Annotated in this window: 26 protein-coding genes; 13 read left to right on the top strand and 13 right to left on the bottom strand. The window is 70.5% G+C overall.

Features of this window, described 5'->3' with window-relative positions; genetic code table 11:
• Positions 1-14: 14 nt before the first annotated feature.
• On the bottom strand, positions 15-1,181 hold the full coding sequence (locus ACIRPX_RS06180) for an HpcH/HpaI aldolase/citrate lyase family protein (RefSeq protein WP_404188943.1): 1,167 nt from the start codon (positions 1,179-1,181) through the stop codon (positions 15-17).
• Positions 1,182-1,388: 207 nt separating this feature from the next.
• Between ACIRPX_RS06180 and ACIRPX_RS06175 the strand changes: the two genes are divergently transcribed.
• Positions 1,389-2,210, top strand: coding sequence for a TerD family protein (locus ACIRPX_RS06175; RefSeq protein ID WP_404188936.1), 822 nt, complete (start codon positions 1,389-1,391; stop codon positions 2,208-2,210).
• Between the two features lie 79 nt (positions 2,211-2,289).
• On the opposite strand, the gene ACIRPX_RS06170 is transcribed toward ACIRPX_RS06175, so the two are convergent.
• From ACIRPX_RS06170 to ACIRPX_RS06145, 6 genes are all read right to left on the bottom strand, one after another.
• Entirely contained in the window at positions 2,290-3,027 is a 738-nt protein-coding gene (locus ACIRPX_RS06170; protein ID WP_404188933.1) for a Tellurium resistance, read from the bottom strand.
• A gap of 167 nt (positions 3,028-3,194) precedes the next feature.
• The gene (locus ACIRPX_RS06165) at positions 3,195-4,340 is read right to left on the bottom strand and encodes a DUF475 domain-containing protein (RefSeq protein ID WP_404188931.1); all 1,146 of its coding nucleotides are present in this window, start codon (positions 4,338-4,340) and stop codon (positions 3,195-3,197) included.
• Between the two features lie 49 nt (positions 4,341-4,389).
• Positions 4,390-4,965, bottom strand: a complete 576-nt coding sequence (locus ACIRPX_RS06160; RefSeq protein WP_384249247.1) for a TerD family protein — start codon at positions 4,963-4,965, stop codon at positions 4,390-4,392.
• A gap of 109 nt (positions 4,966-5,074) precedes the next feature.
• Positions 5,075-5,650 (bottom strand): calcium homeostasis/redox stress adaptation protein, encoded by a 576-nt coding sequence (locus ACIRPX_RS06155; RefSeq protein WP_404188928.1) that lies wholly within the window; start codon positions 5,648-5,650, stop codon positions 5,075-5,077.
• A 114-nt stretch (positions 5,651-5,764) separates the two neighbouring features.
• Positions 5,765-6,223, bottom strand: coding sequence for a peroxiredoxin (locus ACIRPX_RS06150; protein WP_404188925.1), 459 nt, complete (start codon positions 6,221-6,223; stop codon positions 5,765-5,767).
• Between the two features lie 108 nt (positions 6,224-6,331).
• Positions 6,332-6,763 (bottom strand): DUF3052 domain-containing protein, encoded by a 432-nt coding sequence (locus tag ACIRPX_RS06145; RefSeq protein WP_181362360.1) that lies wholly within the window; start codon positions 6,761-6,763, stop codon positions 6,332-6,334.
• 384 nt (positions 6,764-7,147) lie between these two features.
• Between ACIRPX_RS06145 and aceE the strand changes: the two genes are divergently transcribed.
• Both aceE and ACIRPX_RS06135 read left to right on the top strand, forming a co-directional pair.
• Complete coding sequence (gene aceE, locus ACIRPX_RS06140; protein WP_404188922.1) at positions 7,148-9,895, top strand: pyruvate dehydrogenase (acetyl-transferring), homodimeric type; 2,748 nt, start codon at positions 7,148-7,150, stop codon at positions 9,893-9,895.
• A 104-nt stretch (positions 9,896-9,999) separates the two neighbouring features.
• Positions 10,000-10,746 (top strand): potassium channel family protein, encoded by a 747-nt coding sequence (locus tag ACIRPX_RS06135; protein ID WP_404188919.1) that lies wholly within the window; start codon positions 10,000-10,002, stop codon positions 10,744-10,746.
• A 54-nt stretch (positions 10,747-10,800) separates the two neighbouring features.
• Here the strand turns inward: ACIRPX_RS06135 and ACIRPX_RS06130 are convergent, their stop codons facing one another.
• Complete coding sequence (locus ACIRPX_RS06130) at positions 10,801-11,109, bottom strand: small hydrophobic protein (protein WP_404188917.1); 309 nt, start codon at positions 11,107-11,109, stop codon at positions 10,801-10,803.
• Positions 11,110-11,400: 291 nt separating this feature from the next.
• Positions 11,401-13,020, bottom strand: coding sequence for an MFS transporter (locus ACIRPX_RS06125; protein WP_404188914.1), 1,620 nt, complete (start codon positions 13,018-13,020; stop codon positions 11,401-11,403).
• Between the two features lie 66 nt (positions 13,021-13,086).
• Between ACIRPX_RS06125 and ACIRPX_RS06120 the strand changes: the two genes are divergently transcribed.
• From ACIRPX_RS06120 to ACIRPX_RS06110, 3 genes are all read left to right on the top strand, one after another.
• Entirely contained in the window at positions 13,087-13,713 is a 627-nt protein-coding gene (locus ACIRPX_RS06120) for a TetR/AcrR family transcriptional regulator (protein WP_404188911.1), read from the top strand.
• Between the two features lie 101 nt (positions 13,714-13,814).
• On the top strand, positions 13,815-15,032 hold the full coding sequence (locus ACIRPX_RS06115; RefSeq protein WP_404188908.1) for an alpha/beta hydrolase: 1,218 nt from the start codon (positions 13,815-13,817) through the stop codon (positions 15,030-15,032).
• 57 nt (positions 15,033-15,089) lie between these two features.
• The gene (locus ACIRPX_RS06110) at positions 15,090-15,947 is read left to right on the top strand and encodes a DUF4429 domain-containing protein (protein ID WP_404188905.1); all 858 of its coding nucleotides are present in this window, start codon (positions 15,090-15,092) and stop codon (positions 15,945-15,947) included.
• Positions 15,948-15,980: 33 nt separating this feature from the next.
• On the opposite strand, the gene ACIRPX_RS06105 is transcribed toward ACIRPX_RS06110, so the two are convergent.
• Both ACIRPX_RS06105 and ACIRPX_RS06100 read right to left on the bottom strand, forming a co-directional pair.
• The gene (locus ACIRPX_RS06105) at positions 15,981-16,997 is read right to left on the bottom strand and encodes an aldo/keto reductase (RefSeq protein ID WP_404188902.1); all 1,017 of its coding nucleotides are present in this window, start codon (positions 16,995-16,997) and stop codon (positions 15,981-15,983) included.
• Positions 16,994-17,464 carry a MerR family transcriptional regulator gene (locus tag ACIRPX_RS06100; RefSeq protein ID WP_404188900.1) on the bottom strand — a complete coding sequence of 157 codons (471 nt, stop codon included), beginning with the start codon at positions 17,462-17,464 and terminating at the stop codon, positions 16,994-16,996. Before ACIRPX_RS06100 ends, ACIRPX_RS06105 begins: the two co-directional genes overlap by 4 nt.
• 133 nt (positions 17,465-17,597) lie before the next feature.
• Here ACIRPX_RS06100 and ACIRPX_RS06095 point away from each other — a divergent pair, with 133 nt between their 5' ends.
• Positions 17,598-18,416, top strand: coding sequence for a serine hydrolase domain-containing protein (locus ACIRPX_RS06095; RefSeq protein ID WP_404188896.1), 819 nt, complete (start codon positions 17,598-17,600; stop codon positions 18,414-18,416).
• Between the two features lie 25 nt (positions 18,417-18,441).
• On the opposite strand, the gene ACIRPX_RS06090 is transcribed toward ACIRPX_RS06095, so the two are convergent.
• Positions 18,442-19,101, bottom strand: coding sequence for a pirin family protein (locus ACIRPX_RS06090; protein ID WP_404189277.1), 660 nt, complete (start codon positions 19,099-19,101; stop codon positions 18,442-18,444).
• 95 nt (positions 19,102-19,196) lie between these two features.
• On the opposite strand from ACIRPX_RS06090, the gene ACIRPX_RS06085 reads away from it, so the two are divergent.
• From ACIRPX_RS06085 to fabF, 5 genes are all read left to right on the top strand, one after another.
• Positions 19,197-20,402 carry a PucR family transcriptional regulator gene (locus tag ACIRPX_RS06085; RefSeq protein WP_404188893.1) on the top strand — a complete coding sequence of 402 codons (1,206 nt, stop codon included), beginning with the start codon at positions 19,197-19,199 and terminating at the stop codon, positions 20,400-20,402.
• Positions 20,403-20,491: 89 nt separating this feature from the next.
• Positions 20,492-21,436, top strand: coding sequence for an ACP S-malonyltransferase (locus tag ACIRPX_RS06080; protein WP_404188891.1), 945 nt, complete (start codon positions 20,492-20,494; stop codon positions 21,434-21,436).
• Between the two features lie 20 nt (positions 21,437-21,456).
• Positions 21,457-22,455 carry a ketoacyl-ACP synthase III gene (locus ACIRPX_RS06075; RefSeq protein WP_404188889.1) on the top strand — a complete coding sequence of 333 codons (999 nt, stop codon included), beginning with the start codon at positions 21,457-21,459 and terminating at the stop codon, positions 22,453-22,455.
• Between the two features lie 81 nt (positions 22,456-22,536).
• Positions 22,537-22,785, top strand: a complete 249-nt coding sequence (locus tag ACIRPX_RS06070; protein WP_015660680.1) for an acyl carrier protein — start codon at positions 22,537-22,539, stop codon at positions 22,783-22,785.
• 78 nt (positions 22,786-22,863) lie between these two features.
• Positions 22,864-24,135 carry a beta-ketoacyl-ACP synthase II gene (gene fabF, locus ACIRPX_RS06065; RefSeq protein ID WP_404188887.1) on the top strand — a complete coding sequence of 424 codons (1,272 nt, stop codon included), beginning with the start codon at positions 22,864-22,866 and terminating at the stop codon, positions 24,133-24,135.
• A 64-nt stretch (positions 24,136-24,199) separates the two neighbouring features.
• On the opposite strand, the gene ACIRPX_RS06060 is transcribed toward fabF, so the two are convergent.
• Complete coding sequence (locus tag ACIRPX_RS06060; RefSeq protein ID WP_404188884.1) at positions 24,200-24,694, bottom strand: DUF3145 domain-containing protein; 495 nt, start codon at positions 24,692-24,694, stop codon at positions 24,200-24,202.
• A gap of 257 nt (positions 24,695-24,951) precedes the next feature.
• Here ACIRPX_RS06060 and ACIRPX_RS06055 point away from each other — a divergent pair, with 257 nt between their 5' ends.
• Positions 24,952-25,839 (top strand): SGNH/GDSL hydrolase family protein, encoded by an 888-nt coding sequence (locus ACIRPX_RS06055; RefSeq protein WP_404188881.1) that lies wholly within the window; start codon positions 24,952-24,954, stop codon positions 25,837-25,839.
• Positions 25,840-25,852 lie beyond the last annotated feature (13 nt).

Below are 25,852 nucleotides of genomic sequence, written 5' to 3'. Positions count from 1 at the left end.
CTAGGTAGTGAGGCTCAGCCGGTCACGCCGGCGGCGAGCAGGTCCACGAAGCTGACGTCCTCGCGTGCGACGCCGAACACCTCGGCCCGCAGCATGGTCCGCTCGGCCCACGCGCGATGCGGCTTCACCTCGTTCATCTTGTTCGTGTACGCCGATCTCAGCACACCCCCGCCGCCGCGCCCGGGCCGCAGGATGTCGACGGCGTCCCCGAACTCCTCGTGGCTGACCACGGACAGCGCGTGCACGGGCAGGACGTGGGAGGGGTGGATGCAGGTCTTGCCGAGCAGGCCGTTGGCCTGGTCCAGGGAGATCTCCCGCAGCAGCCCGTCCATGGCGTGCTCGATCAGTTTCTCGCGCAGCTCGACGGCCTGCCCCTCGAGGAAGGGACTGGTCCGCAGCATCGGCTTGAACATGCGCTCCGGGACCCGGAAGTACTCCCACACCGGACCCGTCACCGTGAATCCGGTGCCGTCGACCCGGCCCAGCAGATTCACCACGTCGGAGATCACGGAGGCCACGACATGGATGTCGTACGCGGTCATGTCGGGGGCCCGGCGCAGGCCGTACGAGGAGCAGAAGTCGGTCACGCCGAGCCGCAGCGCGAGCACGCGGTCGCGGTACTTGTCGACGACGCGGGCGATGCCCTCCAGGCTCTCCACCCGCGACTCGCGGTAGAGCAGCTCGGGCGACTCCAGCACCGGCATCGCGAACAGCCGCCGCCCGCTCGCGGCCTCGGCGCTCGCCAGGGCCTCCAGGAAGGGGATGCCGCGCTCCTCGGTGAACTTGGGGAACACGAAGCCGGACAGCACCCGCACCGACGGCCCGAGCCGATCGACGAGGTAGGGGATCTGCTCGGGGGTGCGGACCCGGACGAACAGCAGCGGGAGGCCGGCGTCGTCCCGCGCGTCCAGCTCGGCGAACTGGCGGACGAGGTTCTCCTCGCCCGCGACCACGTCCGCGTCGTCGATCGAGTCCTCCAGGCACAGCACCATCGAGACCACGCCGTGCGCCGCCTGCTTGAGGATGTCGTCGGCGAGGCGCGGGCGGGTGCTCGGGCTGTAGAGGGTGGCCCCCAGGGCCGCGGCGAGCAGCCGGGCCGGGAAGTTCGCGTCGAACTCGCACGGCTGCTGGTGGAAGAGGCGCTGCCGCACCTCAGGGGCGATGTGCCCGAAATGACGCATTGGACTCCCCCGTGGCGCAAGGTAAAGCTGTGGATTCGTAAAGAGGTGGCCGGTAATAGTACGTAGAGATCCATGTCGGGGGTTCCCGCCGGGCATGAATTTCTGGTAACTCGGCCATGGCGGCGGCGCTGCGGGGCACCGCCGAAGGGGCCGCGGTGCGGGCACCCCGCATTGTCGTGACCAGGACCGAGAGGGCAGGATGACCGCATGACGCACGCGATGCTGAAGGGGTCGAACGTCCCGCTCGAGGCCGGCACGGTCCGGGCGGTGCTGCGCTGGACGCCCGGGCAGGGGGTCCCCGACGTCGACGCCTCCGCGCTGCTCCTGGGCCCCGACGGCCGTGTGCGCTCCGACGAGGACTTCGTCTTCTACAACCAGCCCCGGCACCCCTCCGGGAAGGCGAGGTGGCTCGGCAAGAAAAGGGTCGCCGACGGCCTCACCGACACGATCCAGACGGATCTGGCGGGAGTCGAGTCCGACGTGAGCCGGATTCTGCTGGTCGCATCGGCCGACGACGTCACCTTCGACCGGGTGCAGGGGCTGCGCATCCTGCTGTACGACGCGGCGGGCTCCGAGGACGAGGCGCTGCTGCTTTTCGACATCAAGCCCCAGACCGGCCAGGAGACGGCCCTGATCTGCGGGGAGCTCTACCGCCGGGACGGGCTGTGGAAGTTCCGCGCGCTGGGCGAGGGCTACTCCAACGGCCTGAAGGGACTGGCCACGGAGTTCGGCATCTCGGTGGACGAGTCGGAGGCCGCGGCCGGCTCCACGCAGGCTCCGCCGGCCACCACGGCCGGGCCCGAGTTCGCCCAGCCGCTGCCCCCGGAGCAGCCGACCGCGGTCCCGCCCCAGCCGGCGTACGGCTATCCGCAGCCGCCGCTCGCCACCCAGCCCGCCTACGGCTATCCGCAGCCCGCGGCGGCCGCGGCGGGCACCCAGTCCGGCTACGGCTACCCGCCCCCGGTCACCTCGGCCCCGGACCCGGACTTCCGGCTGCCGCCCCAGGGCCCGCAGTTCATCGGCCGCTGACCGGCCTCCCCGGCGGGGCGCGGGGAACCGCGCGACCGGCCACGGACGGCCCGCGGCGGCCGGTGTCCCCCGCGGGGGGTCAGCGGTCCGCCGTGGACTTGTAGCCCCGGCCCCACTGCAGCCCCCACCCGTACAGGCGGTCCAGTTCGGCCTGGAAGCCGTAGACGAACTTCACCTCGCGGCGGACGACCAGCTCGCCCTTGACGTTCTCGATCATCACGACCGCGCACGAGCGGGCCTGCGGGTGGCGTTCGTCGAGGTGGATCTCGACGCGCGGGCCGTTGCTCGGGTACAGCGTGACGATCGCGTGCGTGCGGTCGAAGGCCGGTGTCTGGTCGTAGATGTAGACGAAGACCAGCAGGCGCTTGATCTGCTCCCGGTGGTCGAGGTTGACGTACATCGTCTCGCCGGACGCCGATCCGAACCGGTCGTCGCCGCTGAGCTTGACGTACGGCGCCGCGTTGACGTCCCCGAAGTAGCCGCCGAGGGGCTGCACGACCCCCTTCGTGCCGTCCATGAGCTCGTACAGGCAGCCCAGGTCGAGGTCGACGTTGACCATGCTCTGGCCGTGGCCCATGATCTCGGCGGGCTTGAGCGCCTTGAAGGGGTGGCGGAACAGGGACTCCCGCGGGGAGCCGCCTATGTCCGAGGTCCGCATCCGCCAGCTGAGGTTGACCCGCAGATGGCCCGTGGCCGCTCCCTGTTTGGTGAGCGAGACCTGATGGTGCCGTTTGGTCAGCTCGATGGAGTTGGTGGCCGCGCTGCCCGAGTCGAAGTCGGCGTCGCGTCCACGCCAGAGTCCGTCGAAGAAACCCATTCCCGCCCCCACCCTCACCCGGATCCCGGCGGACCCGGCCGTCCCTCGAAAGTACCGGCGGGGCGGCCGGAGGCCGGCCGCCCCGCACAGAGCGTTCCCTCACCCGCCGGTGCGACACACCCGACGGGCGAAGCGGGCTGGATCGAACCCGGTGGAGAGGCCGTGCCCTACAGCGGGGCCGAGACCTCGGCCTTCTCGTCCGAGCCCGCGTTTCCCTCGGATTCCGCCAGGGCGCGGTTGCGGCGGACGGAGGACCAGAAGGACCAGGCGATCAGGATGACGCCGACGAGGCCGGTGATGACCTCGTTGATCTCGTACTGGATGGTGACCATCAGGATCACCGCCAGGGCGCCGATCGCGTAGTGCGCGCCGTGCTCCAGGTAGACGTAGTCGTCCAGGGTGCCCTGGCGGACCAGGTAGACGGTCAGCGAGCGGACGTACATCGCGCCGATGCCCAGGCCCAGCGCCATCAGCACGATGTCGTTGGTGATGGCGAAGGCGCCGATCACGCCGTCGAAGGAGAACGAGGCGTCCAGGACCTCCAGGTAGAGGAACATGAAGAAGGCGGCCTGGCCGGCCAGCACGATCGGCGGCTTCTTCCGGCCGGTGCGCTCGGCCTCCTCCTCCGCCTCGTGCTCGCGCTCCTCCTCTTCCTCCAGCCGGTCCTCGAAGAAGCCCGACAGGCCGCCCACCACCATGTAGGTGATCAGGCCGGCGATGCCGGCGATCAGGACCGTCTGCGCCTTGTCGACGTGGCCGCCGCCGTGCTGGTGGGCGTGGGTGGCGAAGGTGAAGGAGGTGATCAGCAGGACGACCAGGGCGATGCACACCGACAGCATGTCGACCTTGCCGAGCTTGGCCAGCGGCCGCTCGATCCAGCGCAGCCACTGGATGTCCCGTTCCTCGAAGATGAAGTCGAGGAAGATCATCAGCAGGAACATGCCGCCGAAGGCCGCGATCGCCGGGTGGGCGTCGGTGACCAGCTCCTGGTAGCGGTCCTTGTTGTTCAGCGCGAGGTCGACGGCCTCGACGGGGCCCATCTTGGCCGTGATCGCGACGATGACGACCGGGAAGACCAGCCGCATGCCGAAGACGGCGATGAGCACGCCGACGGTGAGGAAGATCTTCTGCCAGAAGGCATTCATCTTCTTCAGGATCCCGGCGTTGACCACCGCGTTGTCGAACGAGAGGGAGATCTCCAGGACGGCCAGGATCGCCACGATCCCGAAGGCCTCCCACCCCCCGTAGAAGACCGCCGCGACCAGACCGAGCGCGGTAATCGCGAACGACCAGCCGAAGGTTTTCAGAAGCACTGGCTACCCAATCCTGTAGGTACGGGTCTCCCCCGCGCCGTACTCGGCTTTACGAAACATTGACTCCGAAGTCTAGAGCGATGCCCCGCAGGCCGGACGCGTACCCCTGACCTACTGCACGGAACTTCCATTCGCCCTGGTAGCGATAGAGCTCACCGAAGATCATCGCGGTCTCGGTGGAGGCGTCCTCGCTGAGGTCGTAGCGCGCGAGCTCCTGGCCGTCGGCCTGGTTGACGACGCGGATGAACGCGTTGCTGACCTGCCCGAAGGTCTGGCCGCGCTCGTCGGCCATGTGGATCGAGACCGGGAAGACGATCTTGTCGCACTGGGCGGGCACCTGGCCGAGCTCGACCAGGATCGACTCGTCGTCGCCCTCGCCCTCACCGGTGAGGTTGTCGCCCGTGTGCTCCACCGAGCCCTCGGGGCTCTTGAGCTGGTTGTAGAAGACGAAGTACTCGTCGCCCAGCACCCGCCCGCCGTTGCACAGCAGGGCACTGGCGTCCAGGTCGAAGGGTGCGCCCGTGGTGGAGCGCGCGTCCCAGCCGAGCCCGATCATCACCTGCGTGAGGTTGGGTGCGGCCTTGGACAGGGAGACGTTGCCCCCCTTGGCGAGCGTGACGCCCATGATGCTGGTCCTCCCCGAGATGGTGCTTTTTCCGTTGTCCTGCGCGGCCGGCGCCGCACGCAAACGGTGCGGCGCCGGCCGGTGCGAGCCTGTGACGTGGCCGTCCGGCTCAGACGTTCACGCCGAAGTCCTGCGCGATGCCGCGCAGGCCCGAGGCGTAGCCCTGGCCGATGGCGCGGAACTTCCACTCCGCACCGTGCCGGTACAGCTCGCCGAAGACCATGGCGGTCTCCGTCGAGGCGTCCTCGGAGAGGTCGTACCGCGCGATCTCCGTCTCGCCAGCCTGGTTGACGACGCGGATGAACGCGTTGCGCACCTGGCCGAACGACTGCTGGCGGTTCTCGGCGTCGTAGATCGAGACCGGGAAAACGATCTTCTCGATGTCCGCGGGGACGGCGGCGAGATTGATCTTGATCTGCTCGTCGTCGCCCTCGCCCTCACCGGTGATGTTGTCACCGGTGTGCTCGACCGATCCGTCGGGGCTCTTGAGGTTGTTGAAGAAGACGAAGTTGGCGTCGCTGCCGACCTTGCCCGAGGCGTTCAGCAGCAGGGCGCTGGCGTCCAGGTCGAAGTCGGTGCCGGTCGTGGTGCGGACGTCCCACCCCAGACCGACGATGACCGCGGTCAGGCCCGGGGCCTCCTTGGTCAGCGAAACGTTGCCGCCCTTGCTGAGGCTGACTCCCACGAGTCCCTCCATTGGTGTCCAGGGGCGGAGCGCCCCGCCGTGCGTATGACATCGGATCAACGAGTCGATCCTAGTGAGGGGTTCCCGAACCACGCAGGGCTTGACGCCGAAGAATCACAGGGTGTCGAGCGCCTTGACGTACTCGTTCAGGTCACGGGCGTCCGGCAGCGCGTTGACGACGGTCCAGCGGACCACGCCCTCCTTGTCGATGACGAAGGTGCCGCGCACCGCGCAGCCCTTGTCCTCGGCGAAGACGCCGTAGGCGCGGCTGGCCTCGCCGTGCGGCCAGAAGTCGCTCAGCAGCGGGTACTCCAGGCCCTCCTGCTCGGCGAAGACGCGCAGGGTGTGGATGGAGTCGTTGGAGACGGCGAGCACCTGGGTGTCGCGGTCGGCGAACTTCGGCAGGTTGTCGCGCACCTCGCACAGCTCACCGGTGCACACGCCGGTGAAGGCGAACGGGTAGAAGAGCAGGACCACGTTCTTCCGGCCGCGGAAGTCGGAGAGCTTCACCGTGGCGCCGTGGTTGTCCTTGAGCTCGAAGTCGGGGGCCTTGTCGCCGACCTGGATGGCCATCGCAGTACGTCCCTTTCGGTGGGGCTGTTCGGGTGGCACCCACCCTACGCAGCGATCACCGGGGTACGACGGACGGGCCGGGCGGCAGGCCCGGCCCGTCCGGCGAGGTCACCTCTTGGACTTGGCCGCCTTCGGCGTCACCAGCCGGCTGCCGCTCCAGTCCTTGCCCACGCTGACGCTCTTGGAGGCGGACAGTCCCGCCGTCGTCGCGGCTTCGGAGATGTCGCTCGGCTCCACGTAGCCGTCACGGCCGGTCTTCGGCGTGAGGAGCAGGATCGAGCCACCCTCTTCGATGTACGTGGTGGCGTCCACCAGCGCATCCGTCAGGTCGCCGTCGTCGTCGCGGAACCAGAGCACCACGGCATCGGCGACGTCGTCGTAGTCCTCGTCCACGAGGTCGCTGCCGATGACTTCCTCGATGGACTCGCGGAGTTCCTGGTCTACGTCGTCGTCGTAGCCGATCTCCTGGACCACCTGCTCGGGCTGGAACCCCAGCCTCACGGCAGGGCTCGTCTCCGCGTGGTCCGCGGTCGCGCTCACGGGTTGCCTCCTGATCATGTCTTGGACGGGTTTCCCTCCACACTCCCTGGGAGCTTGGAGGAGTCTCAGCCACGCGCGTGCGCGAAGCATTGGCCGTAGTCCACACGGGCGGGACGGATCGCGCAAGTACCCAGCCGTTCAGACCGCCGAAACGGTGACGATCCTGGCCGTCTCACCGCAACTCCAGGCACGAGGCCGCCGCCCCGCGTGAGCTACACCACACCTTTGTGCCCCCTTTGCGGCTTTGGGAACCCGAAGTCGCTGAGGCGGACCTCGGTTACCTCGCAGTAGAGATGACGTTTGCCCGCCCGAGGTACACGATGGGGAACGGTGCAGGCATACCGACATACAGCTCGAACAGCCCTCTGACAGGTAAGGATCAGCGTGGCTTCCGGATCCGATCGCAACCCGATCATCATTGGCGGCCTTCCGAGTCAGGTTCCTGACTTCGACCCCGAGGAGACCCAGGAGTGGCTCGACTCCCTCGACGCCGCCGTCGACCAGCGAGGCCGTGAGCGTGCCCGCTATCTGATGCTGCGGCTGATCGAACGCGCCCGCGAGAAGCGCGTGGCCGTGCCCGAGATGCGCAGCACGGACTACGTCAACACGATCGCGACCAAGGACGAGCCGTTCTTCCCGGGCAACGAGGAGATCGAGCGCAGGATCCTGAACGCCACCCGGTGGAACGCGGCCGTCATGGTCTCGCGCGCCCAGCGCCCCGGCATCGGCGTCGGCGGCCACATCGCGACCTTCGCCTCCTCGGCGTCGCTGTACGACGTGGGCTTCAACCACTTCTTCCGCGGCAAGGACGACGGCCTCGGCGGTGACCAGGTCTTCTTCCAGGGGCACGCCTCTCCGGGCATCTACGCCCGCGCCTACCTGCTCGACCGGCTCAGCGCGGCGCAGCTGGACGGTTTCCGCCAGGAGAAGTCGAAGTACCCCGACGGCCTGTCCAGCTATCCGCACCCGCGCTCGATGCCGGACTTCTGGGAGTTCCCGACGGTCTCCATGGGCCTCGGCCCGATCGGCGCCGTCTACCAGGCGCGGATGAACCGCTACATGCATGCGCGCGGGATCGCCGACACCTCGCAGTCGCACGTGTGGGCCTTCCTCGGCGACGGCGAGATGGACGAGCCGGAGTCGCTCGGCCAGCTGTCCATCGCCGCCCGCGAGGGCCTGGACAACCTGACCTTCGTGGTCAACTGCAACCTGCAGCGCCTGGACGGCCCGGTACGCGGCAACGGCAAGATCATCCAGGAGCTGGAGTCGGTCTTCCGCGGCGCCGGCTGGAACGTGATCAAGCTCATCTGGGACCGCTCCTGGGACCCGCTGCTCGCCCAGGACCGCGACGGCCTGCTCGTGAACCGGATGAACACGACGCCGGACGGCCAGTTCCAGACGTACGCCACCGAGTCGGGCGCGTACATCCGCGACCACTTCTTCGGCGACGACCAGCGGCTGCGCGCGATGGTCGAGAACATGACCGACGACCAGATCCTGCACCTGGGGCGCGGCGGTCACGACCACCGGAAGATCTTCGCGGCGTTCTCGGCGGCCAAGGCCCACAAGGGCCAGCCGACGGTGATCCTGGCCAAGACGATCAAGGGCTGGACGCTGGGCCCGAACTTCGAGGGCCGCAACGCCACGCACCAGATGAAGAAGCTGACGGTCGGCGACCTCAAGGGCTTCCGCGACCGGCTGCACCTGCCGATCTCCGACAAGGAGCTGGAGAGCGGGGCGCCGCCGTACTACCACCCGGGGCGCGACTCCGAGGAGATCCAGTACATGCACGACCGCCGCAAGGGCTGCGGCGGCTACGTCCCCACGCGCGTGGTGCGCTCCGAGCCGCTCGCGCTGCCGGACGACAAGGCGTACGCATCCGTGAAGAAGGGGTCCGGTCAGCAGTCCATCGCCACGACGATGGCCTTCGTGCGGCTGCTCAAGGACCTCATGCGGGACAAGGAGATCGGCAAGCGGTTCGTATTGATCGCGCCCGACGAGTACCGCACCTTCGGCATGGACTCGTTCTTCCCGAGCGCGAAGATCTACAACCCGCTCGGCCAGCAGTACGAGTCGGTGGACCGCGAGCTCCTGCTCGCCTACAAGGAGTCGCCGACCGGCCAGATGCTGCACGACGGCATCTCGGAGGCGGGCTGCACGGCCTCGCTGATCGCGGCGGGCTCGGCCTACGCCACGCACGGCGAGCCGCTGATCCCGGTCTACGTCTTCTACTCGATGTTCGGATTCCAGCGCACCGGCGACCAGTTCTGGCAGATGGCCGACCAGCTGGCGCGCGGCTTCGTGCTGGGTGCGACCGCCGGGCGTACGACGCTGACCGGTGAGGGGCTGCAGCACGCGGACGGCCACTCGCAGCTGCTCGCCTCGACCAACCCGGCCTGCGTCGCCTACGACCCGGCGTACGCGTACGAGATCGCGTACATCGTGCAGGACGGTCTGCGCCGGATGTACGGCGGCTCCGAGGAGCACCCGCACGGCGAGGACGTCTTCTACTACCTCACCGTCTACAACGAACCCATCCAGCACCCGGCCGAGCCGGCGGACGTCGACGTCGAGGGCATCGTCAAGGGCGTCCACCGCATCGCCGAGGGCACGGCGGGATCGGTCCCGGCGCAGGTCATCGCGTCCGGCGTGGCCGTGCCGTGGGCGGTCGAGGCGCAGCGCATCCTCGCCGAGGACTGGAACGTCCGGGCCGGCGTCTGGTCGGCGACGTCCTGGAACGAGCTGCGGCGCGAGGCCGTCGAGGCCGAGCGGTACAACCTGCTGCACCCGGAGGAGGAGCAGCGGGTGCCGTACGTGACCCGGAAGCTGAGCGGGGCCGAGGGCCCGTTCGTGGCCGTCTCCGACTGGATGCGATCGGTCCCGGACCAGATCGCACGGTGGGTGCCGGGGACGTACCAGTCGCTGGGCGCCGACGGGTTCGGCTTCGCGGACACCCGCGGCGCGGCGCGGCGCTTCTTCCACATCGACGCGGAGTCGATCGTGGTGGCGGTGCTGACGGAGCTGGCCCGCGAGGGCAAGGTCGACCGCTCGGTGCTCAAGCAGGCGATCGACCGGTACCAGCTGCTCGACGTGACGGCGGCGGACCCGGGGGCCGCCGGCGGCGACGCGTAACCGCGGTGTCCCGCTCCGGCCGGCGGCCGGAGCGGGACGCGGTGGCGTGAAGGGCGGCGGACGTGCGGGTCCGCCGCCCTTCACGTTTTCCTTACGATGCGGGCATGGAGCAAGAAACGGCGCAAGCACGCTGGGAACACCACACCCAGCGGCCTCTGCTGGCGCTCGCGTTGGTGTTCGCCGTCGCCTACGCCGTGCCGATCGTGGACAGTTCGGCGGGCCATTCGCTGACCGCGGCCTGCACGGTGGTGGAGTGGATGGTGTGGGGCGCGTTCGCCGCGGACTACCTGGCGCGGCTCGCGCTCGCGGGCGACCGCAAGGCGTTCGTCCGCAGGCACTGGCTGGATTTGTGCGCCGTGGTGGTGCCGATCCTCCAGCCCCTGCGGCTGCTGCGGCTGGTCGCGACGCTGCTGCTGGTGGGGCGGCGGGCCCGGATGGCCGAGCAGATCAGGCTGACGACCTACGTCGCCGGGGCGGTCGTGGGACTGCTGATGTTCGGCTCGCTGGCCGTGCTCTCGGCGGAGCGGGACGCGCCCGACGGGAACATCCGGACGCTGGGTGACGCCCTGTGGTGGTCGTTCACGACGATGACGACCGTGGGGTACGGGGACCACGCGCCGACGACCGGTCTGGGCCGGGTGATCGCCGTCGGGCTGATGCTGTCCGGGATCGCGCTGCTCGGTGTGGTGACCGCGAACATCGCCGCGTGGTTCCTCGCCCGGTTCGAGAAGGACGACGTGGAGGAGCGGCGGCAGACGGAGGCCATCGAGGCGCTGACCGAGGAGGTACGGGCACTGCGGGCCGAGGTGGCGGAGCTGAGGGCGGCGCCCGTCGAGCGGGTCGAGGGATGAGAGCGGGGCCCCCGGTCGTCCCACCGGGGGCCCTTCCCTCTCACACGCCCCGGGTCACAGCGGCCCGTTGCCCGGGGTGGCCGCTCCCGCGAGCCAGATGATCGCCAGGAGCGTGTCGATGGCGCCCAGCACCAGGGCGACCAAGGCCGGAACGGGACCGGAGCGTACCCATTGGCGGCCCATCGCGAGCCGGCCGCAGACCATCGCCACGGGGCCGAGGATGATCCCCAGCACGAAGAATCCCGCGACCGCGCAGATGACTCCGATGATTCCGAGCGTTGCGCGATCCGGCCCGGACCGTGACCACGTCCGGCCACGCGAACGGGGGTGCCTGCGCGTTCCTCGTCCGAAGCCCGCCATCATCAACTCCCTGAACCCCGGGGTCTGTTCGGGGTTCCCACAGCGGGTACCCCCGATCCGCTCCCCCATCCCCGGGCCGCCGGCGCGCCGCCCCCCTCCGGCGGCGCGCCGCGGCACCGGTCGCCCGCAGATCCGTACGGATGTGCCGGCGGAACGTGCCGTACGGCGGGTGTGACCACTGTGACCTGCGGTGCGCTGCCGGAGCGGCGGATCTTTAGCCTCTTCACCCTGATAGGCGAAGTCGGTTCGAGATCCGCCGAGTTGTACGGGAATGCGCCCTCATCGTGCGCCGGCTCAGATGTGGGCGGCGCCCGCACCCGCCTCCGCGTTCTCGCCCCGCCTGGTGAGCAGGGCGACGAAGACCGCCACGGTCGCGACACCGCACGCGACCAGTGACGCGAGGCTCATGCCGGAGATGAACGTGTCGTGCGCGACGTCCGCGATCCTGGCGGCGATCGTGTCCGGGGTGCCCTTGGCGACCGGGGCGACGCCGACCTGGACCGCCTCGGAGGCCTGGCCCAGCTGCGCCGGGGTCAGCCGCGGGAGCCCGGCGTCCTGCCAGTTGCCCGCCAGGTCGCTGTCGACCTTGGAGGCCATGACGGCGCCCAGCACCGCCGTACCGAGACTGCCGCCGATCTGCATCGCCGCCTGCTGGAGACCGCCGGCGACGCCGGAGAGCTCCATCGGCGCGTTGCCGACGATGACCTCGGTGGCGCCGACCATCACCGGCGCGAGGCCGAAACCGAGCAGGGCGAACCAGACCGACATCACGGCGCTGCCGGTGTCGGCCTGGAGCGTCGACATGCCGTACATGGCGACCGCGGTCGCGATCATGCCGCCGGCCAGCGGGACACGCGGGCCGAGCTTGGTGATCGCGACGCCCGCCAGCGGCGAGGCGACGATCATCATGCCGGTGAGCGGCAGCAGGTGCAGGCCGGCGTCGATGGGGCTCATCCCGTGCACGTTCTGCAGGTAGAACGTCACGAAGAACAGGCCGCCCATGAACGCGATGGCCATCAGGATCATCAGCACCACGCCCGCCGACAGCGGGACCGAGCGGAACAGGCCGAGCGGGATCAGCGGCTCGGCGACCTTCGTCTCCCAGAAGGAGAAGAGGACGAAACCGACCGCCGAGGCCCCGATGAAGGCCCATGTCCTTCCATCGCCCCAGCCCCACGCCGGGGCCTTGATCAGGGCCCAGACCAGGCAGAACATCGCGCCCGAGAGCAGGGCGATGCCCAGCAGGTCGAAGGAGCGCGGGGCCTTCTCGGCGCGGTGGTCGCGCAGGATCAGCAGGCCCAGGACCAGCGCGAGGGCGCCGACCGGGACGTTGATGAAGAACACCGACTGCCAGTTGACGTGCTCGACCAGGACGCCGCCGAGGATCGGGCCGCCCGCGGTGGAGGCGCCGATGACCATGCCCCAGATGCCGATGGCCATGTTCAGCTTCTCGGCCGGGAAGGTCGCGCGCAGCAGGCCGAGCGCGGCCGGCATCAGCAGCGCGCCGAACAGGCCCTGCAGGACGCGGAAGGTGACGACCGCGGCGATGCTGCTGGACAGCCCGATGGCGCCGGAGGCCGCGGCGAAGCCGCTCACACCGATCAGGAAGGTCTGGCGGTGCCCGAAGCGGTCGCCGAGCTTGCCCGCGGTGATCAGGGAGACCGCGAGGGCCAGGAAGTACCCGTTGGTGATCCACTGGACGTCGGCGAAGCTCGCCTTGAGGTCCTTCTGGATGGCCGGGTTGGCGATGGCCACGATGGTGCCGTCGAGGGCCACCATCATGACCCCGACGGCGACGGTTATGAGCGTGAACCAGGGGTGGCCGCGCAGCCCGGAGGCCCGCGACGCGTCCGACGGGGCTGCCGGTGCCCTGTCCCCCGACCCCGTCGTGTCGATGGTGGTCTGACTAGTCATGCGATCGAGGCTAATGACAGCCGCTGACAATTGACAAACCAAATCACACGTCAGTAACTGACGCGTATGGAAACACTCCGCCAACGCAAGAAGCAGCGCACCCGGGACGCGCTGCTGCGGGCCGCCGTCGAACTGTTCACCACACGCGGTTACGAGCGGACGACCGTCGACGAGATCGCCGAGGCCGTCGACGTCTCGCAGCGCACCTTCTTCCGCTACTTCGCCGGCAAGGAGGAGGCCGCCCTCGCCCTCCAGGAGCTGGCCGTGGCGCGGTTCGTCGAGGCCGTGCGCGAGCGGCCGGCCGGCGAGGCGCCCATGGAGGCGCTGCGCCAGGCGGTCCTGGAGGGGTGGGACACGCTCGGCGAGGTCATCGAATCCGTCGTCCCGGTCGAGCTGTATCTGCGCATGTACCGGGTGATCGAGTCGACACCGGTCCTGCTCGCCGCCCACCTGCGGCGCAACGAGGAGGTCGAGGACACACTGGCACGCGTGCTCGCCGGTCGCGAGGGCGTCGACGTGGACGCCGATCCGCGGCCGCGGCTGGCGGTGGCGGTGTTCGGCGGGGTGATGCGGGTGACGGAGCGGCGCTGGAGCGCGGGCGGGGAGCTCGGTCTGGACGCGATGCGCGCGTTGACGATCGCGTACCTCGAACAGGTGGGACCCGCGCTTACACAGAACTGGCGGACAACCTGATACACATACGGACACGCCGAGCCGCTCGCCGCGTTATCGAAACGTGATCCCTGTCACTCGGCTCACGCGAGACCCTCCCGTTCTTTTAGTGTGTCCTCCCAGTGACTTCTTTCGAAACTCCCCCGCAACTGAGCGTCGGGCGAGCACTGCTCGCCCTGGCGGTCGTGTTCGTCATGCTGGCCACGACCGGCTGGACGGCGCTGCGCAGCCACCGCGCGCAGACCCCGCTCCGGGCGTCGGTCTCCTCCTGGCAGCACGGCCACCTCCACGGACACCACCTGCCGGACCCCGACGCCTCCCCCGCCCGCCTGGCCCGTTTCTTCGCCTCGCTCACCGCACAGGAGCGCGCGCATCTCGCGCGCCGCTACGCGCTGGCGGTCGGCAACATGAACGGCGCCCCGGTCGAGCTGCGCTACCGCGCCAACCACCACGCGCTCGCCGAGCAGCGCAAGGTCGAGCTCAAGCGCATGCACGACAGCCGCCTGTCGCCCGCCGGGCAGCAGGAGGCGGGCCGCCGTATGCACCGCTACGAGGCGCTGATGAGCGGCGACCGGCACATCCTCGCCTTCGACCCCGCGGGATCGGGGCGGGTCGCGGAGGTGTTCGGAGACCTCGGCACGGCCGAGCGCGTGTCGGTCGTCGTCCCCGGCGTCGACACCGACCTGCTCACCTTCCAGAAGACCAACCGCCAGTACTCGGCGCCGGTCGGCATGGCCCAGTCGCTCTACGGCGCCGAGCAGGAGGCGAGCCCGTCCACGCGCACCGCCGTGATCGCCTGGGCCGACTACACCGCGCCCGCCGGGCTCGGCATCGAGTCGGCGACGGCGATGCGCGCCGAGGACGGCGCGGTGCGGCTCAACGCCCTCGTGCGCGGCCTGCCCGGCAAGGCGCCGGTGTCGCTGTTCTGCCACAGCTACGGCTCCGTGGTGTGCGGGCTCGCCGCGCACGAGCTGCCGCGCCGGGTGGCCGACATCGCGGTGGCCGCCAGCCCCGGCATGCGCGTGAAGAACGCCTCCCACCTGCACACCTCCGCCCAGGTGTGGGCGATGCGGGACGCCACGGACTGGATCCAGGACGTGCCGTACATGGAGGTCGGCGGGCTGGGCCACGGGGCCGACCCGGTGTCGGCCGGGTTCGGGGCGCGGGTGCTGTCGGCGCAAGGCGCGAAGGGGCATGCCGGCTACTTCGAGCCGGGCACGCGGAGTCTTGAGAACTTCGCCGAGATCGGAGTTGGCGCATACCGCTCGGTGCACTGTGCACGGAACGACGGTGCGTGCCGGACGGGTTTGTCCGGCGCCGCCGCCGTCGGACGCGCGTAGAGGCGCAGAAACTGCGGTCCGCGCAGGATGGCGACGAAAGAGCAGGACCCGCATACGATGAGCCGCATGGGTGACGTACTGGCCGGATTTCATGCCGCCTGGGAGTTCGAGTCCGACTCCGTGCTCATCCGTTACGAACGGGGGATTCGAACACCCAAGCTCTTCCAGGCACTGGGTGAGCGTCATGTTCCGATCGAGGCGATCTCCGGGGTGACGCTGGCCCCCGGCAGACGCGGCACGGTCGTCCTGCGCGCCGAGCTGCGTCCCGGCGCCGATCCGCTCCTGGAGGCGGCCGCGGGACAGCTGAAGGAAGGGTGCGATCCCTACCGGCTGGTGCTGCCCGCCGAGCGCGAGACCCTCGCCGAGTACTACGCCGACGAGCTGCGGACCCGGCTGAAGGACGACGGCGAGCCCGCCGAGCGTCATCTGGTGGACCCTCCCGAGCCGCCCCGGCAGTTCAAGGCGTACGACGCGAAGGCCTCCTTCGACGGCAGGACGGTGAACTTCCGCTGGTTCTGGACGGGCGCGTCCTCGGCGAAGTGGAAGGCCGGCGACCAGAGCTTCCCGGTCGCCGAGCTGAGCGGGGTGGAGTGGCGCTCGCCCGAGGCCTTCGAGGGACATCTGCGGCTGATACGCCGCGAGGGGACGGCGGCGCCCGCGCAGCCCGACCAGGATCCGGCCGCCGTGGTCTTCGGGCTCGGGTACGGGCCCGTCCACGAGTCGCTTCCGTTCGCCGCCGCGGTCCTGGCCGCGGTGCGGCGGAACGCAGCCGCGGCCGTGCCCGCCGGGCCGGCGCGGCGCGACCCCGCCGACATCGCCGACCGCATCCGCCACCTGGGCGAACTGCATCAGGCGGGCCTGGTCACGGACGAGGAGTTCTCGGCGAAGAAGGCCGAGCTGCTGGCCGAGCTCTAGGGGGTGTGACGCCCTGGCAGTTCCGGGGCCCGGTCACTCCCTGCCCGCGGACGTGAACGTCATGTCCGCGTACCGTTCGCCCGCGACCCCGGCCGCGATCGGCTCCAGGAGGGCCAGTTCCGCCTCCGTGAGGGCGAGGTGGGTGGCCGCCGCGTTCTCCTCGACGCGGGTGGGCTTGCGGGTGCCGGGGATCGGGATCACCGGCAGGCCGTGGACGGCCGCCTGCCGCTGGACCCAGGCCAGGGCGATCTGGGCCGGCGAGGCGCCGTGGGCCTCGGCCAACGAGCGCACCGGCTCCAGCAGGGCCGCGTTCGCGGCGGCGTTGTCCCCCGTGAAGCGGGGCTGCTGACGGCGGAAGTCGTCCGCGGTGAGCTCCTTGTCGGCGTTGGTGAAGGAGCCGGTGAGGAAGCCGCGGCCGAGCGGGGAGTACGGCACCAGCGCCACACCCAGCTCGCGGGCGGCCGGCACCACGTTCGCCTCGATGTCCCGGCTGAACAGCGACCACTCGGACTGGACCGCGGCGATGGGGTGCACGGCCTGGGCCGCGCGCAGCTCCCGCGCCGTGACCTCGCTCAGGCCCAGGTGCTTGACCTTGCCCTCGCGCACCAGCTCGGCCATGGTGGCGACGGTCTCCTCGATCGGCACGTTCACATCGCGCCGGTGCATGTAGTAGAGGTCGATCACGTCGACGTCCAGGCGCCTCAGGCTGGCCTCGACGGCCTGCCGGATGTAGGGCGCGTCGTTGCGGATGACGCGGCGGGTCGGGTCGTCCGCCGGGATCGACAGGGCGAACTTGGTCGCGATGACCAGCCGGTCGCGGTGGGCCTTGAAGAACGGCGACAGGAACTTCTCGTTCTCGCCCATGCCGTAGGCGTCCGCGGTGTCGTACAGCGTGACGCCCAGCTCCAGGGCCCGCTCCAGGGTGGCGCGCGACGCCTTCGCGTCGACCGGGCCGTAGGCGAAGCTCATGCCCATGCAGCCGAGGCCCTGTACGCCGACCTCCGGGCCGGTCGCGCCGAGCCGTGCGGTCGGGATCGTGCGGTGCGTCATCGAACCTTCTCTGCCTCGTGGGCGCGGGCGCGGTCGGCGTCCGCGTAGAAACTGATCTTCCGGTCGAGCACCGCGAGGGTGTCCTGGAGCTCGGCGATCCGGGTCAGCACGTCCCGGCGGGTGGCCTCCAGCAGCTCGAAGCGCTCGCCGAACGTGTGGTCGCCCGCGCGCACCAGCTCCGCGTACCGCACCATGTCGGCGACCGGCATGCCGGTCAGCCGGAGTTTGCCGACGAGGTCCAGCCAGTCGAGGTCGCGGTTGCTGTAGCGCCGCTGTCCGGTGTGCGAGCGGTCGACGTGCGGCATCAGACCGATCCGCTCGTACCAGCGCAGGGTGTGCGCGGTCAGCCCGGTGAAGGCGACGACCTCGCTGATCGTGTAGCTGTCCTGCCCCTCGGGGCGCCTGTGCGGGTGGGGTGGGGCGCCGCAGGCGTCGGTCCTGGTGGGCGTGGTCTCCATCACCGTCATGCCCTCAACGCTATGGCCTTGGAGTGCACTCCAAGCAAGCGGAACAGGTAAGAAATCGGCGGGGTGCTCCCCCGGGACCGGCCATCGCCCCCCTGGGTGCTCCCGGGCCGCCGGGCCGCTTAGGCTCGTCGGCATGTCCTTGCAGAGCCTCGCGTTGATCGAAAACTGGCCGGTTCCCGCTGCCGCGGCGGGCGTGGTGCGTGCCGACGGGACGGTCCCCGGCACCCACGGCCCCGTCGACCGGCGCTTTCCGCTGGCCTCGGTCACCAAGCCGCTCGCAGCGTACGCCGCCCTCGTCGCGTACGAGGAGGGGGCGATCGAGCTCGACGAGCCGGCCGGGCCGGCCGGCTCCACGGTGCGCCATCTGCTCGCCCACACCTCGGGCCTCGCCTTCGACGAGCACCGGGTGACGGCCCCGCCCGGCGAGCGCCGGCTGTACTCGAACGCCGGCTTCGAGCAGCTCGGCGACCACATCGCCAAGGCGGCGGACATCCCGTTCGCGGAGTATCTGCGCCAGGCGGTGCTGGAGCCGCTCGGCATGACGGGGACGTCGCTGGAGGGCTCCCCGGCGAAGGACGGCGTCTCGACGGTGGCGGACCTGCTGCGGTTCGCGGCCGAGATCCAGGCACCGCGCCTGCTCGACCCGCGCACGGTCGCCGAGGCGATGACGGTGCAGTACCCGGGCACCAAGGGCGTCCTGCCGGGCTACGGCCACCAGAACCCCAACGACTGGGGCCTCGGCTTCGAGATCCGCGACTCCAAGTCGCCGCACTGGACGGGCGCTTCCTCCTCGCCGCGCACCTTCGGCCACTTCGGCCAGTCGGGCACGTTCCTGTGGATCGACCCCGACGCGGGGCTCGCGTGCGCGGCTTTGACGGACCGGGACTTCGGGCCGTGGGCGGTCGAGGCGTGGCCGACGTTCACGGATGCGGTGCTCTCGGAGCTGCGGTGAGGGTCCGCCGTTCGCCGCGGCGGCGTCAGGGCGCCGCCGTCATCTCCCACATCAGCAGCTCCGCCTCGGTCAGCGCCTCCGCCTCCAGGTGCTCGGCGTCCGTGATGCGGGCCGCGTCGCCCTCGGCCAGCCGCTCGGCGCCGAGCGCCACCTCGCCGCGGACGACGTGGACGTAGACGTGGGCGGCGTCCGGGACCGCGGTGCGCTCCCCGGCCCGCAGGCGACGGACGTGCAGCATCGCGCCGGCCTCCGGGACCGCGTACGGCGTCGAGTCGGCGATGCCGCGGACGATCTCGTAGCCGGGGTCGCCGCCCGGCTCGCGGGGGGCCAGCCACATCTGCACGAAGACCAGCGGCCGGTCGTCGTCGTTGCGCTCCACGTGCCGTACGCCGGCCGCGGAGCTGAGGCGCTGCACGTCGCCGGGGCGCACCACGGTCCGGTGGCCCGCGGAGTCACGGTGCGTCAGTTCGCCCTCGACCACCCAGGTGACGATCTCCGTGTGGCTGTGCGGATGCTCGTCGAAGCCCGCGCCCGGGGCCAGGCGCTCCTCGTTGCAGGCGATCACCGCGCCGAAGCGGAGGTTGTCGGGGTCGTAGTGGGGGCCGAAGGAGAAGGCGTGCCGGGACTCGATGCCGGCCGCCGCGTCACCTCCCGGGTAGCGCTCCGCGGCGCGCCGTACGTCCATCACGCACCCCACGGTAGCGGCGCGCGCACCGCGCCGTGGGGCGCACCGGCGACCCGGCGACGCGCACTCCCGTCCGGATAAGGCAGTCTTGTCCCGTGCCCGAACCCGAAACGAGCAAGCCCGAAACCGTTGCTCCCGATGTGCACCCGCATGCCGGAACCCTGAAGCGACTGGAGAAGTCCTCCGGTTCTCTCGCCGCGCAGGCCATCGCGCGCATGGACGAGACGCTGTCGTGGTACCGGGCGATGCCGCCGGAGAACCGTTCCTGGATCGGGTTGGTCGCCCAGGCCGGAATCGCCGCCTTCACCGAGTGGTTCCGGCATCCCGACGCGCCCCAGGCGATCTCGACGGACGTGTTCGGCACGGCTCCGCGCGAGCTGACCCGGGCGATCACCCTGCGCCAGACCGTGGAGATGGTGCGCACCACCATCGAGGTGATGGAGAGCGCCATCGACGAGGTGGCCGCTCCGGGCGACGAGCGCGTGCTGCGCGAGGCACTGCTCGTCTACGCCCGCGAGATCGCCTTCGCCACCGCCCAGGTCTACGCCCAGGCCGCCGAGGCACGCGGTGCCTGGGACGCCCGGCTGGAGTCCCTCGTGGTCAACGCCGTGCTCAGCGGTGAGGCCGACGAGGGCGCGGTCAGCAGGGCCGCCGCCCTGGGCTGGAACGCGCCCGAGCACGTCTGCGTCGTCCTGGGCACCGCCCCCGACGGCGACTCCGAGCTGACCGTGGAGGCGATCCGGCGGGCCGCCCGGCACGCCAAGCTCCAGGTGCTCACCGGCGTGCTCGGCGACCGCCTCGTGGTCATCGCCGGCGGCAGCGACAATCCCCTCGGCGTGGCCAAGTCGCTGATCGGGCCGTACGCCGCCGGGCCCGTCGTGGCCGGGCCCGTGGTGGCCGATCTGCTCACCGCGACCCGCTCCGCGCAGGCCGCCGCCGCCGGCCTCAAGGCCTGTTTCGCCTGGCAGGACGCCCCGCGGCCGGTGCTCGCCGACGATCTGCTGCCGGAGCGCGCCATCGCCGGCGATCCGAGCGCACGCGAGCAGCTGGTGGAGGAGATCTACAGACCACTGGAGGAGGCCGGATCGGCTCTCCTGGAGACGCTCTCGGTCTATCTGGAGCAGGCGAGCAGTCTGGAGGGCGCCGCCCGGATGCTCTTCGTTCACCCCAACACCGTGCGCTACCGGCTCCGACGTGTGACTGACGTCACCGGTTGGTCGCCTTCCGATGTACGCTCCGCGTTCACGCTGCGGATCGCGCTGATCCTGGGGCGTCTGGCCGACGGAGATCTCCCGGCCTAGGCTTTTGTCGGGGGTCCACAAAACCCCCTCGTGTTCTTCGTCCCTGTCCCCACGGGCGGCTTGGGCCGCCCTCAAGAGAGAGTGTGAGAGTGCTCGTACTCGTCGCTCCCGGCCAGGGCGCCCAGACGCCCGGCTTCCTGACTCCCTGGCTCGAACTGCCCGGTGCCACCGACCGCGTCGGTGCCTGGTCGGACGCCATCGGACTGGACCTCGCCCACTACGGCACCCAGGCCGACGCGGACGCCATCCGCGACACCGCGGTGGCCCAGCCGCTGCTGGTCGCCGCCGGCATGCTGTCCGCCGCGGCACTCGGTGCCGTGACGCCCGGCGCCGTCGCCGGTCACAGCGTCGGCGAGATCACCGCGGCGGCCTTCGCCGGCGTCCTCAACGACACGGCCGCGCTGACCCTCGTACGCAAGCGCGGTCTGGCGATGGCCGAGGCGGCCGCGATCACCGGGACCGGGATGTCGGCGCTGCTGGGCGGCGACCCGGAGGTCTCCGTCGCGCACCTGGAGAAGCTCGGCCTGACTCCGGCGAACGTCAACGGCGCGGGCCAGATCGTCGCCGCGGGCACGCTGGAGCAGCTCGCCGCGCTGAACGAGGACAAGCCCGAGGGCGTGCGCAAGGTCGTCCCGCTGAAGGTCGCCGGCGCCTTCCACACGCACCACATGGCCCCCGCGGTCGACACGCTCGCCGAGGCCGCCAAGGAGCTCGAGCCCGCCGACCCGCGGCTCACCTACGTCTCCAACAAGGACGGGCGGACCGTCGCCACCGGCGCCGAGATCGTCGAGCGGCTGGTCGGCCAGGTCGCCAACCCGGTCCGCTGGGACCTGTGCATGGAGACCTTCAAGGAGCTCGGCGCGACCGCGATCATCGAGGTCTCCCCCGGCGGCACGCTGGTCGGCCTCGCCAAGCGCGCGCTGCCGGGTGTGCAGACCCTGGCGCTGAAGACCCCCGACGACCTCGACGCGGCCCGCGCGCTCATCGCCGCAGCATCTGATTCCGCTGCCGGCGCGGCGGGCGCCGAAGCCTGAGCCTAAGGAGCCGTACGAACATGTCGAAGATCAAGCCCAGCAAGGGCGCCCCGTACGCGCGCATCCTCGGCGTGGGCGGCTACCGTCCGACCCGGGTGGTGCCGAACGAGGTGATCCTCGAGAAGATCGACTCGTCCGACGAGTGGATCCGTTCGCGCTCCGGCATCGAGACCCGCCACTGGGCCTCGGACGAGGAGACCGTGGCCGCGATGTCGATCGAGGCCTCCGGCAAGGCGATCGCCGATGCCGGTATCTCCGCCGAGCAGATCGGCGGCGTGATCGTCTCGACCGTGTCGCACTTCAAGCAGACCCCGGCCGTGGCGACGGAGATCGCCGACAAGCTCGGCACGGCCAAGGCCGCCGCCTTCGACATCTCTGCGGGCTGCGCCGGCTTCGGTTACGGCCTCACGCTCGCCAAGGGCATGATCGTCGAAGGGTCCGCCGAGTACGTCCTCGTCATCGGCGTGGAGCGGCTGTCGGACCTCACCGACCTCGAGGACCGGGCCACCGCCTTCCTGTTCGGCGACGGCGCGGGCGCCGTCGTGGTGGGCCCGGCCAAGGAGCCCGCGATCGGCCCGACGGTCTGGGGCTCCGAGGGCGACAAGTCGGAGACCATCAAGCAGACCGTGCCGTGGACCGAGTACGACAGCTCCACGGGCAAGTTCCCTGCGATCACGCAGGAGGGCCAGGCGGTGTTCCGCTGGGCCGTGTTCGAGATGGCGAAGGTCGCCCAGCAGGCGCTGGACGCGGCCGGAATCACCCCGGACGACCTGGACGTCTTCATTCCCCACCAGGCCAACGAGCGGATCATCGACTCGATGGTGAAGACGCTGAAACTGCCGGAGCACGTCACGGTCGCGCGTGACGTACGCACCACCGGCAACACCTCGGCCGCCTCGATTCCGCTCGCGATGGAGCGGCTCCTGGCGACCGGCGAGGCGAAGAGCGGCGACACCGCGCTCGTCATCGGCTTCGGGGCGGGTCTCGTGTACGCCGCGACGGTCGTTACTCTCCCCTAGGCACTCCGTGCCGGACCGACACCCGGTCCGGCCCGGGACACCCAGCCAAACCCTCTGGACCACAAAGAAGGAGCGCCTGACATGGCCGCCACTCAGGAAGAGATCGTCGCCGGTCTCGCCGACATCGTGAACGAGATCGCCGGCATCCCGGTTGAGGACGTCCAGCTGGACAAGTCCTTCACCGACGACCTGGACGTCGACTCGCTGTCCATGGTCGAGGTCGTCGTCGCCGCCGAAGAGCGCTTCGACGTCAAGATCCCCGACGAGGACGTCAAGAACCTCAAGACTGTCGGCGACGCGACCGACTACATCCTCAAGCACCAGGCCTGATCTTCCAGGTCCGGTTGCCTTGCCCCGCCACCCGGCGGTGGCGCCGCTGAATCCCGATCCGTTGGAGAAAGAATTCCCGTGAGCCCGACCAATCGCACCGTGGTCGTCACCGGTATCGGCGCAACCACACCGCTGGGTGGCGACGCAGCCTCTACCTGGGAAGGCCTGATCGCCGGCAAGTCCGGTGTCAAGCCGCTCGAGCAGGAGTGGGCCGCCGAGCAGGCGGTCCGCATCGCCGCGCCTGTCGCCGTGGAACCGACCGAGGTCATTCCCCGGCCGCAGGCCCGCCGGCTGGACCGCTCGGCGCAGTTCGCGCTGATCGCGGCCAAGGAGGCCTGGGCGGACGCCGGCTTCACCGACAAGGCGGGCGAGGACAGCCACGTCGCCCCCGAACGGCTCGGTGCGGTCATCGCCTCCGGAATCGGCGGCGTGACCACGCTGCTGGACCAGTACGACGTGCTCAAGGAGAAGGGCGTCCGCCGCGTCTCCCCGCACACCGTCCCGATGCTGATGCCGAACAGCCCCTCGGCCAACGTGGGCCTGCTCGTGGGCGCCCGTGCGGGCGTGCACACGCCGGTCTCGGCGTGCGCGTCGGGTGCCGAGGCCATCGGCTACGCCATCGAGATGATCCGCACCGGCCGCGCCGACGTCGTCGTCGCGGGTGGCACGGAGGCGGCGATCCACCCGCTGCCCATCGCCGCGTTCGGCAACATGATGGCGATGTCCAAGAACAACGAGGACCCCGAGGGTGCCTCGCGTCCCTACGACGTCGACCGGGACGGCTTCGTCCTCGGCGAGGGGGCCGGCGTCCTGGTCCTGGAGTCCGCCGAGCACGCCGCGGGGCGCGGTGCCCGGGTGTACGCCGAGGCGGTCGGCCAGGGCATCTCCGCCGACAGTCACGACATAGTGCAGCCGGAGCCCGAGGGCAAGGGCATCTCGCACGCCCTGCAGAACCTGCTGGAGCGCACCGACCTGAACGCGGCCGAGATCGTGCACGTCAACGCGCACGCCACCTCGACACCCGCCGGTGACGTGGCCGAACTGAAGGCGCTGCGCAAGGTCTTCGGCGACGACGCCGACCACATGGCGGTCTCCGCGACGAAGTCGATGACGGGTCACCTGCTGGGCGGCGCGGGCGGCGTGGAGTCCGTGGCGACGATCCTCGCGCTGTACCACCGGATCGCTCCGCCGACCATCAACGTCGAGAACCTCGACCCGGAGGCCGAGGCCAACGCGGACATCGTCCGCGGCGAGGCCCGCAAGCTGCCCGTCGAGGGCCGGATCGCCGCGCTGAACGACTCGTTCGGCTTCGGCGGCCACAACGTGGTGCTGGCCTTCCGCACCATCTGAGCGGCGCCCGCGGCGAACCGAAGGGCCCCCACCGGACGGTGGGGGCCCTTCGCGTGTGCGTGCCTCAGACGACCTGGTGCAGCCAGCGCACCGGTGCTCCCTCGCCCGCGTATCTGAAAGGTTCCAACTCGTCGTCCCACGGCTTGCCCAGGAGCTTGGCGATCTCGGCCTCGAGGTCGGTCTCGCCCTGCCGGGCACGGCTCAGGGCGGCGCGCAGGCGGTCCTCGGGGATCAGGATGTCGCCGTGGATGCCGGTGACGGCGTGGAAGATGCCGAGGTCAGGGGTGCAGCTGTAGCGCTCGCCCTCCGCGGTGGGGCAGGGCTCGGCGGTCACCTCGAAGCGCAGCAGATGCCAGCCGCGCAGCGCGGAGGCCAGTTTGGAGGCCGTGCCGGCCTCGCCCTGCCAGGAGAACTCCGAGCGCCAGGTACCGGGCGCGGCGGGCTGCCGGATCCAGTCGAGGTTGACGCGCGTGCCGAGCACTCCGGCGACGGCCCATTCGACGTGCGGGCACAGCGCGCGCGGCGCGGAGTGCACGTACAGAACCCCACGTGTCGTCACCGGCACCTCCGGGCAGAGCAGGTCGATCTGGCGAACTGGCGGACGCGTGGCCGGGCAGCCACGTTGAGGGCGAGGCTACCGTGCGGCGGCGCAAGGAGTGTGACGTACCGTCGGTCCCGATGCGCTGAAACGTCCGCCATTCACCCGGCAGGACGCTTGTACGGGGGTGAACCGTTCCAGGAGGGCGCGGAGCGGGAACCCTCGCACGTTGTCATGAAGGGACACGTCCGTACGACTACCGAGGGGATCTCCGGCGCATGCGGAAGACAAGCCACCGCTCACGGACCGTTCTCGCCGCCGTGGCGGCGATCGTGCTGGGCCTCGCCGGGTGCGACGCCGTCGGTGGCAACTCCTCCGGACCGGCGAGTGCCTCGGCGCACAGGGCGAAGCCGGCCCCCGTGTGGGACGTCAGCCCCCGCTCCATCGCCGCCGTCGGCGACTCCATCACGCGCGGCTTCGACGCCTGTACGGTCCTGTCCGACTGCCCCGAGGTCTCCTGGGCGACCGGCACCAGCTCCGACGTGGACAGCCTCGCGGTCCGGCTGCTGGGCAGGGCCCGCGCGGCGGAGCACAGCTGGAACTACGCGGTGACGGGGGCCCGTATGGCGGATCTGCCCGGCCAGATGGCCCAGGCGGCGACACGCCGGCCCCAGCTGGTGACCGTGATGGCGGGGGCGAACGACGCCTGCCGGGCCAGCACCTCGGCCATGACCTCGGTGGAGAGCTTCCGCGCCGACTTCGAGGACGCGCTGAGCACGCTGCGTGAGTCCCTGCCCAAGACACAGGTCTACGTGGCGAGCGTGCCGAACCTCAAGCGGCTGTGGTCGCAGGGGCGCACCAACCCGCTGGGCAAGCAGGTGTGGAAGCTCGGCATCTGCCCCTCGATGCTGAGCGACGCGGACGCCCTGGACTCGGCGGCGATGCTGCGGCGGGACACGGTGCAGAAGCGGGTGGAGGCGTACAACACGGCCCTGAAGGAGGTCTGCGCGAAGGACGTCCGGTGCCGCTTCGACGACGACGCGGTCTACGACTACCGCTTCGGCACGGAGCAGTTGAGCAAGTGGGACTGGTTCCACCCCAGTGTGAACGGCCAGGCCCGGCTGGCGGAGATCGCCTACCGCAAGGTCACCGCGAAGAGGTCCTGAGGCAGGCGCGGCA

The organism is Streptomyces sp. NPDC101225 (assembly GCF_044767585.1).
Lineage (GTDB): Bacteria > Actinomycetota > Actinomycetes > Streptomycetales > Streptomycetaceae > Streptomyces.
This window is presented reverse-complemented; position numbering and strand designations above follow the sequence as displayed.

Excerpts from the sequence above, each read along its gene's own strand:
- ACIRPX_RS06180 (WP_404188943.1), bottom strand. The coding sequence starts at position 1,181 with ATGCGTCATTTCGGGCACATCGCCCCTGAGGTGCGGCAGCGCCTCTTC.
- ACIRPX_RS06175 (WP_404188936.1), top strand. The coding sequence starts at position 1,389 with ATGACGCACGCGATGCTGAAGGGGTCGAACGTCCCGCTCGAGGCCGGC.
- ACIRPX_RS06170 (WP_404188933.1), bottom strand. The coding sequence starts at position 3,027 with ATGGGTTTCTTCGACGGACTCTGGCGTGGACGCGACGCCGACTTCGAC.
- ACIRPX_RS06160 (WP_384249247.1), bottom strand. The coding sequence starts at position 4,965 with ATGGGCGTCACGCTCGCCAAGGGGGGCAACGTCTCCCTGTCCAAGGCC.
- ACIRPX_RS06150 (WP_404188925.1), bottom strand. The coding sequence starts at position 6,223 with ATGGCCATCCAGGTCGGCGACAAGGCCCCCGACTTCGAGCTCAAGGAC.
- ACIRPX_RS06135 (WP_404188919.1), top strand. The coding sequence starts at position 10,000 with ATGGAGCAAGAAACGGCGCAAGCACGCTGGGAACACCACACCCAGCGG.
- ACIRPX_RS06130 (WP_404188917.1), bottom strand. The coding sequence starts at position 11,109 with ATGATGGCGGGCTTCGGACGAGGAACGCGCAGGCACCCCCGTTCGCGT.
- ACIRPX_RS06125 (WP_404188914.1), bottom strand. The coding sequence starts at position 13,020 with ATGACTAGTCAGACCACCATCGACACGACGGGGTCGGGGGACAGGGCA.
- ACIRPX_RS06120 (WP_404188911.1), top strand. The coding sequence starts at position 13,087 with ATGGAAACACTCCGCCAACGCAAGAAGCAGCGCACCCGGGACGCGCTG.
- ACIRPX_RS06110 (WP_404188905.1), top strand. The coding sequence starts at position 15,090 with ATGAGCCGCATGGGTGACGTACTGGCCGGATTTCATGCCGCCTGGGAG.
- ACIRPX_RS06105 (WP_404188902.1), bottom strand. The coding sequence starts at position 16,997 with ATGACGCACCGCACGATCCCGACCGCACGGCTCGGCGCGACCGGCCCG.
- ACIRPX_RS06100 (WP_404188900.1), bottom strand. The coding sequence starts at position 17,464 with ATGACGGTGATGGAGACCACGCCCACCAGGACCGACGCCTGCGGCGCC.
- ACIRPX_RS06095 (WP_404188896.1), top strand. The coding sequence starts at position 17,598 with ATGTCCTTGCAGAGCCTCGCGTTGATCGAAAACTGGCCGGTTCCCGCT.
- ACIRPX_RS06090 (WP_404189277.1), bottom strand. The coding sequence starts at position 19,101 with ATGGACGTACGGCGCGCCGCGGAGCGCTACCCGGGAGGTGACGCGGCG.
- ACIRPX_RS06075 (WP_404188889.1), top strand. The coding sequence starts at position 21,457 with ATGTCGAAGATCAAGCCCAGCAAGGGCGCCCCGTACGCGCGCATCCTC.
- ACIRPX_RS06070 (WP_015660680.1), top strand. The coding sequence starts at position 22,537 with ATGGCCGCCACTCAGGAAGAGATCGTCGCCGGTCTCGCCGACATCGTG.
- ACIRPX_RS06055 (WP_404188881.1), top strand. The coding sequence starts at position 24,952 with ATGCGGAAGACAAGCCACCGCTCACGGACCGTTCTCGCCGCCGTGGCG.